At 44.8% G+C, this 12,614-nt stretch carries 11 protein-coding genes; 4 read left to right on the forward strand and 7 right to left on the reverse strand.

Annotation, left to right across the window (positions count from 1 at the left end; translation table 11 throughout):
* The first annotated feature begins 15 nt into the window (after positions 1-15).
* On the forward strand, positions 16-123 hold the full coding sequence (locus RIE73_RS34955) for a hypothetical protein (RefSeq protein ID WP_446405561.1): 108 nt from the start codon (positions 16-18) through the stop codon (positions 121-123).
* Between the two features lie 94 nt (positions 124-217).
* Here the strand turns inward: RIE73_RS34955 and RIE73_RS34960 are convergent, their stop codons facing one another.
* On the reverse strand, positions 218-577 hold the full coding sequence (locus RIE73_RS34960; protein WP_446405537.1) for a hypothetical protein: 360 nt from the start codon (positions 575-577) through the stop codon (positions 218-220).
* Between the two features lie 179 nt (positions 578-756).
* On the opposite strand from RIE73_RS34960, the gene RIE73_RS34965 reads away from it, so the two are divergent.
* A complete protein-coding gene (locus RIE73_RS34965) occupies positions 757-1,530 on the forward strand; it encodes an ABC transporter ATP-binding protein (RefSeq protein WP_446405538.1) in 774 nt (257 codons plus the stop codon).
* A gap of 76 nt (positions 1,531-1,606) precedes the next feature.
* Here RIE73_RS34965 and RIE73_RS34970 read toward each other — a convergent pair whose 3' ends face one another.
* From RIE73_RS34970 to RIE73_RS34990, 5 genes are all read right to left on the reverse strand, one after another.
* Complete coding sequence (locus tag RIE73_RS34970) at positions 1,607-2,473, reverse strand: DUF4388 domain-containing protein (RefSeq protein WP_446405539.1); 867 nt, start codon at positions 2,471-2,473, stop codon at positions 1,607-1,609.
* A gap of 351 nt (positions 2,474-2,824) precedes the next feature.
* Entirely contained in the window at positions 2,825-3,358 is a 534-nt protein-coding gene (locus RIE73_RS34975) for a GTP-binding protein (RefSeq protein WP_446405540.1), read from the reverse strand.
* An 11-nt stretch (positions 3,359-3,369) separates the two neighbouring features.
* Positions 3,370-4,236 (reverse strand): DUF4388 domain-containing protein, encoded by an 867-nt coding sequence (locus tag RIE73_RS34980; protein WP_446405541.1) that lies wholly within the window; start codon positions 4,234-4,236, stop codon positions 3,370-3,372.
* A 458-nt stretch (positions 4,237-4,694) separates the two neighbouring features.
* The gene (locus RIE73_RS34985) at positions 4,695-5,117 is read right to left on the reverse strand and encodes a roadblock/LC7 domain-containing protein (protein WP_446405542.1); all 423 of its coding nucleotides are present in this window, start codon (positions 5,115-5,117) and stop codon (positions 4,695-4,697) included.
* A gap of 183 nt (positions 5,118-5,300) precedes the next feature.
* Positions 5,301-5,831 (reverse strand): orange carotenoid protein N-terminal domain-containing protein, encoded by a 531-nt coding sequence (locus tag RIE73_RS34990; protein ID WP_446405543.1) that lies wholly within the window; start codon positions 5,829-5,831, stop codon positions 5,301-5,303.
* Between the two features lie 255 nt (positions 5,832-6,086).
* Between RIE73_RS34990 and aspS the strand changes: the two genes are divergently transcribed.
* Positions 6,087-7,895 (forward strand): aspartate--tRNA ligase, encoded by a 1,809-nt coding sequence (gene aspS / locus RIE73_RS34995; protein ID WP_446405544.1) that lies wholly within the window; start codon positions 6,087-6,089, stop codon positions 7,893-7,895.
* Between the two features lie 124 nt (positions 7,896-8,019).
* Here aspS and RIE73_RS35000 read toward each other — a convergent pair whose 3' ends face one another.
* The gene (locus RIE73_RS35000) at positions 8,020-12,168 is read right to left on the reverse strand and encodes an nSTAND1 domain-containing NTPase (protein ID WP_446405545.1); all 4,149 of its coding nucleotides are present in this window, start codon (positions 12,166-12,168) and stop codon (positions 8,020-8,022) included.
* 75 nt (positions 12,169-12,243) lie between these two features.
* Here RIE73_RS35000 and RIE73_RS35005 point away from each other — a divergent pair, with 75 nt between their 5' ends.
* Positions 12,244-12,603, forward strand: a complete 360-nt coding sequence (locus RIE73_RS35005; protein ID WP_446405546.1) for a CU044_2847 family protein — start codon at positions 12,244-12,246, stop codon at positions 12,601-12,603.
* Positions 12,604-12,614 lie beyond the last annotated feature (11 nt).

The raw sequence follows: 12,614 nt of genomic DNA on the forward strand, positions 1-12,614 counted from the left end.
GCGTGTTTAGGCACAATTGTTGGGGCTGGTTTAGGCACAATTGTAGGGGCTGGTTTAGGCACAATTGTTGGGGCGGGTTTAGGCACAATTGTAGGGGCGGGTTTAGGGAATCAATTCAGCTAATCACCGATAAATGAACAACAAAACCCGCCCTACCTCACCGATAAGTGAGCAACAAAACCCGCCCTACCTCACCAATAAATGAACAAAACCCGCCCTACTGATTCACCAAAAATACAGGAGATTCGAGAACATGGAAATACATGAGTGCTAAAACAACTAAGGTGTAAACCGTTGATGTACCAAAACCAATGAGTAAATCTTTTTTAGAATTCCGCTGCTTTTGCTCAAACAACATATCTGTAGCCCCCATTTGCATCATTAAAATCCCTATAATATTGGAGAGCCAGTAACCAACAGCGGTGAGCGGTAAGAACAGATCAGGAAAAATCCAACTGAACAGATAGGCAAAAAGGTAGGCAATGGGCATATTAAAAAATAAGTCATTCCACCAAGACAACGGGGAGAGCATATAGCCAATTCCCATTAAAAATCCACCTCTCAGTTTTTTCAGCATTGAATTTACCCAGTCTATCTATAGCTTTGATGAAATATTATGATTATAAACCAAAAATATTATTTAGGCTTTTGTTCATTATCAGTAGGGCGGGTTTTGTTGTTGAGTTATCGGTGAATACATAATTGAGTTCCTAAACCCGCCCCTACAATTGTCTTGTTGATTAACCGTAGGACTTTATGCACGATTCTATCAATTTTCCATCGTCGATTCATTCAACGGCAGTGGAACCACCCATCATTATTCGTCTAGAAAATATTTCTAAGGTTTATGGTACAGGTAACACAGAAGTCAAAGCCCTCAGCCAAGTAAATCTAACCATAGATAAAGGTGAATACTGCTCAATTATGGGGGCGTCGGGTTCGGGAAAATCAACTGTCATGAATGTTATCGGCTGTCTTGACCAACCCACCTCTGGACGCTACTACCTAGATGGTATGAATGTTTCTCATCTGGATGATGCTCAATTAGCTGGGATTCGCAATGTCAAGATTGGCTTTGTGTTTCAGCAGTTTCACCTGCTACCCCAACTCACCGCCTTGGAAAATGTGATGTTGCCCATGGTGTATGCTGGAATTTCCCCCCAAGAACGCCGCGATCGCGCCATGAGTGCTTTAAAGCGAGTGGGATTGGAAAACCGCCAGTTAAATAAGCCCAATCAACTGTCTGGTGGACAACAGCAACGGGTAGCCATTGCCCGCGCGATCGTGAATCAACCCGTATTACTGTTGGCAGATGAACCAACCGGGGCGCTGGATTCTCATACAACGGCTGAAGTAATTGGGTTATTTAGCCAACTCAATCAGGAGGGAATTACGGTGGTGATGGTGACTCACGAACCAGATGTCGCTCGTTTGACGAAGCGTATTGTTTGGTTTCGAGATGGTGAAGTTATTCATTCTCATTTGACTCCAGAGGAAATGGTAAAAGTAGCAACAGCGTCGTCAGCCTAAATCCGGAGGGCGGGTTTAGTCAAATCTAGTTAAAACCGAAAGGATAGTTGTGAAACCCGCCCCGACAAACCCGCCATTAAGTTCCAATTGATATTGGTTTGGCTTTACTGTTCCGCAAAAAACTCATAAAGTTTTGTACGAAAGATTGACTGAGCGTTTTAGTGTCCGATTCTTCCGTCAATTGCGCGGGTAGGGGTTCAACGGATTGAGTGGGTAGATTTCCTACGAATAACGGCACTTCTTCAGCTAAACCGACAGTAATCAGAGCAAACGCAATTTGCTGAACTTTTTCTAGGGGTAATCGTAGTTCCCTGGCAATCATTTTCAGCGAAACTGTCCCTTTCGTGTACTCCCAAATCTGCCATTCGACTGGATCTAATCGGGAACGAAGTTGACCTGTCTTTGTACTGATTAAACCGCTATTGGGATCGGGTAATTTATCGGCGAGGATATCCCAGTTTCGCAGCACCCGTAATCCCATTAATGTGGCTTCGGTGGCGGGTATGCTCAACCCCGTCATTTCTCGCCCGGGTAGGGGTGCATTCTGCTCCAATTTAAATTGAGCATCTTTGAGTTGGAACAGGGTACCGATTTGCTGTAAAACCTGAACTTGGAATAACTGCTTGAGATGTTCGGTTTGTAAAACACCGTGATTTTTGAGACACAACCCCAGAGGTTTTCCCGTCGGACAGCACCATTGGACTAGCTTGGCTACCACGCGATCGCTCACCCACTGGTATTGCTCAATCAGGGCGATTAAACCTTGACCATCTAAGCGATTAGCCGTCGCGACAATACGACCTTGGTGAACCCATACATAATAGGGAATTGATGGACTGGCTAATGCGGTGCGTAATGTGAGCAACCCGGTCTTTTTCCCCTGTTCAATCAAGTGAAACAGTTCCGGAAGAGACAAATCAGATAAGTAACCTGTAATAGCCATCGTTTTAAAAGGACAGTTTAAAGAACATCAGCGCGGACTTCAATCAGGATGTGTTGAAGGTTTATCGGAAATTAACTTAATTTTATAGTTTCTTAATAATATTATAGCTTAACAATTATTCATATTAACCAATAGTCTTAATTTTTGCAGCATGATCATGTCCACCCAAGTCCCAAAGGCGGTGCAGCCTACACGCAGCGAAAACATCTGGCTAGCCTACTTCTACAGGCGAACTAGATGTTCACACTAACAAAAATTGAGATTTGCCTTCTATTGCTTCTAATTAAGTATAATAATGCTATCTTAATTTCTTATACATTTTGCTTATCAACCATTAAAATTCACAAACGATTATGTTTTAACAACACAACTTAAATAATGTTCAATTAAGACAATTAAAGTATCAATAACAGAATCTTTTTCATTCGCATTTAAGCTGACGAAAGGTGGACGAGTTTTTTCATCCACAAACCCTAGAGCGATCGCGACATTTTCTTCAGACCAAGCACCTTCACAATCCCTGTGGGTCAAGCCAATTAGCATCGGAATATCCACCCGATGCTTCATAAACGCTAGCAACTTACGGGCTGAACGAAAATCGCTAGGTCGATGAGCATCCACCAGAAGAATATAAGCATGGGCTTTGCGAATCAAGATGTCCCACATAAAATCGAAGCGAGCTTGTCCCGGCGTACCATAAAGATGCAACGCCATTTCGGGGGCAAATTGTAAGCGTCCAAAGTCCATCGCTACGGTTGTTTTCTGCTTGATGTCAGTGGTTTGATCGGTGGAGACGCGATCCGTATCGACCACGGCAATCTCGCTAACTGAGCGAATGAAGGTAGACTTGCCAGCACCCACTGTACCCGTAACCACTAGACGCATAATTTCCACCGTTACTTGCTGCTCCTCAAGAAACCCAGCAAGTTTTGCATAAAGCCTTGACTAACATCCGAGCCATTCTCTTCCTTACCGCCGTGATTGGTTCCAGCCGCTACAGGCTCTAACATATCTTCTGCCATGGCTTTAGAACGAGACGCCGCCGTCATCATCGGGACTTCTTGGACTAAACCCACGCTAATCAGGCGAAATGCCGTTTGTTGAATTATTTCTATGGGCTGTTTGAGCTGAGTTGCCATTGTATTCAGAGAAATCGAGCCATTGGATCGCTGCCAAACTTGCCCCTCCAGGGAATCTAAGCGCAGATGACGCTTGCCGATCACGACTCTAGACAGGGCGGAGGTTGGTTCTGGCAGTTTGTCTGCTAATAATACCCAGTCTCTTAGCACTCGTAAACCCATAAGCGTAGCTTCGGTGGCGCTGAGGCTTAAGCCAGTCATTTCCGTCGTCGGCAAAGTCGCTTTAGAATCAAATTTAAATCGAGCCTCCCTCAAGCGAAATAAACCACAGACTTGCCGTAGCACTTGAGCGTGGAACAACAGCCTGAGTTGTTCCGGCTGGAGAAACGATTGAGTCTTTAAATATAAACCAATGGGAATATTGGCGGGACAACGGTTCACCTGCTCTCGCAGCACTTCCGGGCTAATCCACCCGCGTTGGACAATCATGGCGAGCAAGCACTGGTGATCCAAGCGATTGGTCACAGCGACAATGCGACCTTGGTGTAATAGTACATGACGTACCCGTTTCTCCTGATTTTCCGTCAGAAAGCGCAAGGTCAGCAATCCGGTTTTGCTGCCTTGATCTAGAAATTGAAATAGTTCGGGGAGAGAAAACTCCGACAAACAGCTTGTAATTGCCATTACTTGTTCACTACTTGCTAAAAAATTGTCAAAAAATAGGCAGACTTTAGACTTATTGTCTTAGGTTTGCAATTCTAATTGAAGAATAGTCAATCTTTTTTTACTTTTCTTAGATAAATCATAAATATCTTTATGATCTATAGTAATCGTGTTATCCTAACCTTGGCAACATCAGTCAGAGCGCTAAGGCAGCAGTCAGGATAAGTTTACACTGTCTGATTCAAGATAGGGTGTCAGTTCTCAGGATTTTTTTGATGCCAAGACGGATCTGTGAGCAGCGCTTTAGCCTACCTCACCTACTTGATGGAGCTATATGAGGAATTAAATCTCTATCCCGATTTGAGCTTAAACTCAAGCCCACAGGACGTTCTGGGCAAACTCATTCCAGAGAGTATCCCACCTCGTCACAGCCATGATAGAGGTAGGAGAGCAATGGCAGTTCCTGTCGGAGTCATGAATTATTCAGCGACCTGTGATTGAGTGTCATACGCTCCTGATATTTTCCGGATCGGATCAAGCGCCGCTTTTAACTCTGGAATCACACGCTTAATTTCCAACAACAGTACACCTTGCTTGGCGGCTTTGCTGGCTAAGACGAGTAATACCGCGTATTCGCCGCAATTGGTTAAAATGCCGTAGCCGCGATCGCCTTCGACGTAAATGCGATCAAGATAGCCTCTGGACAACTCTGAGCCAATCCGCTCTCCCAACGACAGCATCGCGGCTGACATGGCGGAAACTCGTTCTTCGTCCATCTCATTAGGCAAGCTAGAAGCTAGAGGTAGCCCATCGGGAGACACGAGAGCTGCTCCCTGAACCTCACTGGTGCCAGTGACAAAATTTTGTAAGATGCTCTCAATCTTCGCCGTGTTAATGGTCATTGTCATCATCCTCGATAAGTCCGGGTTTGAGCTGGTGAGACAGTCAAAGGGTATGAATACCACTAAATCCATCCATTATCCAAGTATCCAACTCTATCTCACCATCGAACTTATCACGGACTTTTCGATCAATCGGATAGGGGCTTGGTAACCAAGCCCCTACTTCCCCAATCCCTTGAGACTCTATAAACTGGGGGTTTTTCCGGTTTCTTCCTGGCTAGGAACGGGTTCAACGATACTGTAACCCATATCACCAGCAACTTGGCGCAGTAGAGAGATTTGTCCCTCGAAATCTAGATTTTCGATTTGGGATAGAATCGAATTCACCTCTGACTGGGCTTTGTAATCTAAGGGCATATCGACAACCGTATCACCCATGCCTTGCGCCCAAGCGTACCAGACTAACAATTGGTTATTTTCACTCAATGCCCCATACGCCCGTGATACTTGTGTATCCTGACAATTGACGATTTCCCGCATCGCGGTTAGCTGCTGATCATCGGAAAGGTTGTAGAAGTCTCGCAGTAGTTGGGGGGAGATTTCCGCATCAGCCGCCGTGGGTGCTGCTGGTGTGATCGAATCACCCATTTTTTCGTAGATGTAGTAAAGTAACGCTAGTTTGTCATCTGTACCCAATCCCTCAAATGCTTGGGTTATGTTTTTCGTCTCCTCAGAGCGGGCTGGGTTTACACCAGTCGGTTGAGTAGAAGCCATATAGTTTCTTTCCTCTAGTACAACAAAATATCTCTACTCCTAGGTTTACCAAACTTTACAAACAGCGATCGCCCTCCGATCGGTAGAGTTTGCTTAGGATCTGTGGTGCGATCGCCATCTTCCTCTATCCAGAGACGATGAAGTTGGTGGGAAGGCAAAGACAATGACCGCCGAATGCAGGATAATGGGCAAAGCGTTCACATTCTGTTACCTTAGACGTTCCTTCCTGTCAAAGCACTTATTTTTTCATCGGCTATGCGGACTCATTATTGCGGCGAATTGCAAAGTAACCATGTTGGTGAAACCGTTACCCTCTGTGGTTGGGTAGATCGGCGACGCGACCACGGGGGGGTGATATTTTTAGATTTGCGCGATCGCACGGGTATTGTGCAGATTGTTAGTGATCCTCAGCGCACGCCGGATTCTTATCAGAATGCAGAAGCTGTGCGGAATGAATATGTGGTACAAATTACTGGGCGTGTGAGTCGGCGTCCCGATGATTCGCTCAACCCGAATTTATCCACGGGTGAAGTGGAAGTGTATGCCGATCAGATTAACCCGTTGAATACGGTGCGGAAGCAGTTACCGTTTCAGGTGTCCACCGCCGACGCCGAACCCGTGCGGGAAGACTTGCGGCTCAAATATCGGTACTTGGATATTCGCCGCGATCGTATGCGCCAAAATATAGAATTGCGCCATCAGGTGATTAAGGCGATTCGTCGGTATTTAGAAGATGAGCAACACTTCATTGAGGTGGAAACCCCAATGTTAACCCGTTCCACACCGGAAGGGGCGAGAGACTATCTAGTACCGTCTCGCGTAAATCCCGGACAATGGTATGCTCTACCACAATCACCGCAATTATTCAAGCAATTGTTAATGGTCTCCGGATTAGACCGTTACTATCAGATTGCCCGTTGCTTCCGGGATGAAGACTTAAGGGCAGATCGTCAACCAGAGTTTACCCAGTTGGACATGGAAATGAGTTTCATGTCCCAGGATGAGATTCTCCAGCTTAATGAAGGCTTGGTCTGTCATATCTTTAAAACAGTAAAAGGGATAGACATTCCCCGCCCTTTTCCCCGTTTCACCTACGCCGAAGTCATGGAACGCTACGGTACGGATAAACCCGATACCCGCTTTGGCTTGGAATTAGTGGATGTCTCGGAATTACTGAAAGATTCAGGATTTAAAGTCTTTTCCGGTGCAGTGGCGGCTGGGGGTAAGGTGAAAGTTCTGCCCATTCCTGGCGGTAACGACAAAATATCCAACGTGCGAATTAAACCCGGTAAGAGTGGTGACTTATTTAACGAAGCCGCTGCAGCAGGTGCTAAGGGTTTAGCTTATATTCGGGTGCGAGACAACTGGGAAATCGATACGATTGGGGCGATTAAAGATAATCTCACTGAGGAACAGAAACAGAAACTGCTAGAGATAACAGGGGCAAAACCCGGTCATTTACTGCTGTTTGGTGCGGGGGCTACCGATGTAGTGAATAAAACCTTGGATCGCCTGCGCCAGGTATTGGGTCAAGAGTTGGGACTGATTAACCCGACAAAAATTAATTTACTCTGGGTGACAGATTATCCGATGTTTGAATGGAATGCGGATGAGAAGCGCTTAGAGGCAATTCATCACCCCTTTACCGCACCGCACCCCGATGATATCGATGATCTGAAAACGGCAAGGGCGCAAGCGTATGATTTAGTGTATAACGGCTATGAAGTCGGCGGCGGTAGTTTGCGGATGTACCAACCTGATATTCAGAAACGGGTATTTGAGGCAATTGGATTGTCGCCAGAAGAGGCTCAAAATAAGTTTGGTTTCTTGCTAGAAGCGTTTGATTATGGCGCCCCTCCTCATGGGGGAATTGCTTATGGGTTGGATCGGTTGGTTATGTTGTTAGCCAGGGAAGAATCAATTCGGGATGTGATTGCGTTTCCCAAGACACAACAAGCCAGTTGTTTGTTAACAGAAGCACCCGCCCAGGTGGGAGAGAAGCAGTTGAAGGAGTTGCACGTTGCTTCTACCTATAAGCCGAAGAAAGCGTCTGGGGTCAAGTAGGTAGTTCGTTGTGGCAATACTGTAGAGACGTTGCATGCAACGTCTCTAAATCTTCTGTTTGCTGTCAATCTTCAAATAACGGCTCTGATTTTTACTTGATGATACTTAACAAAGTTAAAGAAATTTAGGTATCCCAAACATACTGACGACAGGTTTCGTAGGCTTGATTGTCTACTTCAGTTTGAGGGTTTTGGAAGGCAGGATGATAGCGGAGGCGATCGCAGCAAACGTTTAACCACGCCCGCCAATGACCACGCCATAAACATATTATGCCATCGCTACTACCACTAACAATCATTTGACCATCTGGACTAAAAGCAACTGACTTCACCGCCCCCTCATGCTTTTGGAATGGTTTACCAATGGGGTTGCCTTGCAAGTCCCACAAACGTACTGTTCCATCCTCACTACCACTAACGATCGATTGACCATCTGGATGAAAAGCAACGGAAGTCACAGGAAACTCATGTCCTTGGAAAGGTTGACTAATGGGATTGCCCTGTACGTCCCACAAGCGCACTGTCCTATCCCGACTACCACTAACAATGGTTTGACCATTTGGGCTAAAAGCAACACAGAATACAGAAGACTGATGTCCTCTAAATTTAAATCCTTTATTAATTGGCTCACATTGTAAATTCCATAACTGAATTGTTTTATCCCAACTACCACTAGCAATGATCTGACCATCTGGGCTAACGGCTACAGATCTCACAGAATGTGGATGTCCTTTTAAGGATTGGCTAATTGGGTTACCCTGCAAATCCCATAAGCGCACTGTCCAATCTCTACTGCCACTAACTATCATTTGACCATTAGGGCTAAAGGCTACAGACCAAACAGAATCTGTATGTCCCCGAAATGGTGGATTCATCAGGTTACCTTGTAAGTCCCACAAACGTATTGTCCCATCCCAACTACCACTAATTATCATTTGACCGTCTGGGCTAACGGCTACAGACGTAACATTATTCTCATGTCCCTGAAAGGGTGTGCTAATTAAATTGCCCTGTAAATCCCATAGACGTAAGGTTTTATCCTCACCGCCACTAACAATCATTTGCCCATTGGGGTTAAAAGCTACTGAATTAACAGCACCCTCATGTCCCCGGAACGATTGACCGATGAGGTGACTCCGTAAGTCCCACAGGTATACTATCTTGTCCCAACTGCCACTGGTACTAGCTATCATCTGTCCATCTGGACTAAAGGCAACTGAACTAACGGAATCGTTATGTCCTTGGAAAGGTTGACCAATAGGTTGCCCTTGTAAATTCCACAAACGCACTGTCTTATCCCAACTGCCACTGGCAATGATTTGCCCATCTGGACTAAAGGCTACAGACATAACATTATTCTCATGTCCTTGGAAAGGTTGACCAATAGGTTGCCCCTGTAAATTCCACAAACGCACTGTATTATCCCCACTGCCACTCGCAATTATGTTCCCATCTGGACTAAAGGTTACTGATCTAACAGAAGTCTTATGTCCTTGAAAGGGTTGACCAATAGGTTGCCCCTGTAAATTCCACAAGCGCACTGTCTTATCCCAACTGCCACTCGCAATCATGTTCCCATCTGGGCTGAACGCGACTGAATAGACGGAACTATCATGTCCTTGAAAGGGTTGACCAATAGGTTGACCCTGTAAATTCCACAAGCGGATGGTTTTGTCTTCACCTCCACTAACAATTGTTTGCCCATCTGGACTAAAAGCGACTGAATGGATGGAATCCTCGTGTCCTTGAAAGGGTTGACCAATAGGTTTACCCTGTAGATTCCACAAGCGGATGGTTTTGTCCTCACCTCCACTAACGATTGTTTGCCCATCTGGACTAAAAGCGACTGAATGGATGGCAGCCTCGTGTCCTTGAAAGGGTTGACCAATAGGTTGACCCTGTAAATCCCACAGGCGCACGGTCTTGTCTACGCCGCTAGTGGCAATCATCTGACCATTTGGACTAAAAGCAACTGACAAAATGAAATTTTCATGCCCGTGGCAAAGAATTGGGACTCGGCTTAGTTCCATTGCTTGACTGAGGTTGGACAGAACTGGAGTGAGAATCTGTTGTGGCAATTTGTTCAAATTAAAACCCATTGATCCAATTGCCAGTAACAAACCCTCTAGAGGTTTTAGCGGCAGTAAGTTAGAAACCTTAGTTGCTTTTTCTCGCAACTTTGATTCAGTTCTCAATCCTTCTACAGTACTAATTCTATCTTGTTCATGAAAAATACTAATCTTGTAAAATGACACCAGTTCATCATCTAAATTCAATTTTAGGTATTGCCATTTTTGCCGCACTTGAACGAGCAAGCCACCCATAATTAAATTTTGATCGCTTGGATGCTTTTTCCATTCTTGATAAGCATCTTCCATTCTGTCAATCAATCGCCTTAGTTCACGATTTTCTTGTCGCCATTGAGCAAAAGTTTCCCATCCATCCATCAAGGCTTCGTGAGCTAAGTCCACCCAATCTTCTTCGTCTCGATTTGTGACTAACAACCGTCCATCAACCAACTTATCAAGGACTTTGGTAATAGTATTTTGGTGAGTCTGGTTATCTCCGGCGATCGCGAGTAGTTTGGCTTTTTGCTGTCTTTGCCGTGTATCCTTCTCTTGTACCCCCGTTCGCACTAGCTTGAGAAAAATTTGCTTAACCCATTCTTGTTCTTGTTCTGTAAAGTCTTTATACAAGGTATGGGCATGACGATTGAGCGCCCCAATTACTCCACCAAGTTCGTTATAATTGGTTAATGTTAATTTATGACTTTCTCGGTCTCGCTGCTGCCAAAGTTCTGTTAGCGCAAACTGTAATAGAGGTAAACAACCCTTTTCTTGACCGACATCTTGTAGAATAGCTCCCAAGAGTCCTGTTTCCAACTGATAACCTTGGAGATTGGCAGGTGTCGCGATCCCTTCCTCTAATTCTGCACCCACCAATGGAGGCATATATAAGGCTTTGTGTTGAATCAGGTGAGTCAGTGATTCATAATACAAACAGGGTTCCAGAAAATCTGCTCGCATCGTGGTTACAATTGCCAAGGGCGAATCAGGAATTTCCGTGACCTGAGTGAGTAATTCAATAAACTGGTGTCTTTCTTTCTCTTTGAAACAGACTGTGAATACTTCCTCAAATTGGTCGATTACCAGCAAAAAACGTTCCTCATTCGGTAACTTTTCAATAACTGGACGTAAACCCTCTGTCTCGATCAAAGAGTAAATCTCCCGAAAATTTGAACGCTCAAATAGCGTTATTAAAGCCCGTTTCAATTCAGCTAACGGCTCAATTCCTGGTAAAATTGGTTCTAAGACTCGCCAACCGTTTTTCTCTAACTGAGGAATCAATCCTGCCCTAACTACTGATGATTTTCCACTCCCAGACGCCCCAATAATTGGCACAAAATTTGCTTGTACCAGCTTTTCTATCAATTGTTGAACAACCTTCTCTCGCCCAAAAAAGAACTGCGCCTGATCTTTGTCAAAAGCTTTTAAACCCTGATAAGGACAAGTTTCATCAATTACTCTAGTTGTCTGTTTGTGCGGATACTGGACTAGAGTAATAGAACGTCCCCATCCCAGACGAATTGGTTCTTGCCCACTACCCTTAAGTTCTGAGGCAATAAAATCAAATAAGCGATCGCCACTAACTTTGCCCTTTTCATCCGCATTCTCTACAGATAGTCCTTTGATAATCGCTCTGGTAAAATAACCGTGGTCTTCACCTTCATAGGCTTTTTCAAACCCTCGACAGGCTGTAATTAGGTAATAATCTCGCTTCGTATTAAAAGCCGTCAAGGTGGGCTGTAGTAGCTGCTTTTCTAGTAACGTGCCAGCATAACAGCAATCTAGGAGTATGACTAGACTACTGAGGTCAGATTGAGCAATTAACGCATTTAGATGCCGTAATAAAATGGCATTGCGCCCATCTTCGGTACAATCGGAGGTTGCCAAATATCCCTCCGCTACTCCCAGACAACTTGACACCGGGAAGCCATGCCCTGCAAAATAGACTACAGCTTCATTTTTAACGGCTTGCTCTAAGAGAAAGGTTCTCAGTTCATCACCCAGTTCCTTCCCTTTGAGCCTCTTGTCACTAGCTACCGCCCAGCGGTTTTCATCGTTCAGCCACTTACGAGGTAGACGCTTTACCTCCTGGAAGTTTCCATGGCGTTCTAAACGCTGCGCGATCGCTTCGGCATCAACGACTGCTTTCTCTAAATTGCTAAAGTTATTGTAATTGGCAATACCAATCACCAATGCGTATCGAGCCATCTTGCCAAACCTGATAGTTAGAGGGTGTAGAATATCTTTACTAAGATAGCAATTATAAACTCACCGAGGCTACTCATGTCAGACATAGAACGCCTGCTTGTTAGAGAGGACGATCACGAATACGAATTGTTTATTGAATCAAAAATAGACACTGAACTTCCAGAAGAATTAGACGAAGATGAACCAGGAACCCGTGCGCTAAAACCAAAAGTTGACATTCAAAAAGTTCACCAAAGGATTCGCGGCTACACCAAATTTGCGCTGGGAGCATTTAAAAATTTTACCGATGCTCAAATTGAAGAAGTGACGATCAAATTTGGGATTAAACTAGCTGGTCAGGCTGGGGTTCCTTTTATTACTCAAAGTTCAGCCGAGGGTCATTTTGAAATTGAAGTAAAGTGTAAATTTCCCGATCAACAGCAGAAATCTGACTAGCTAATCTTATA

The sequence above is a fragment of the Coleofasciculus sp. C1-SOL-03 genome (genome assembly GCF_040220555.1).
Classification (GTDB): Bacteria; Cyanobacteriota; Cyanobacteriia; order Cyanobacteriales; family Coleofasciculaceae; genus Coleofasciculus.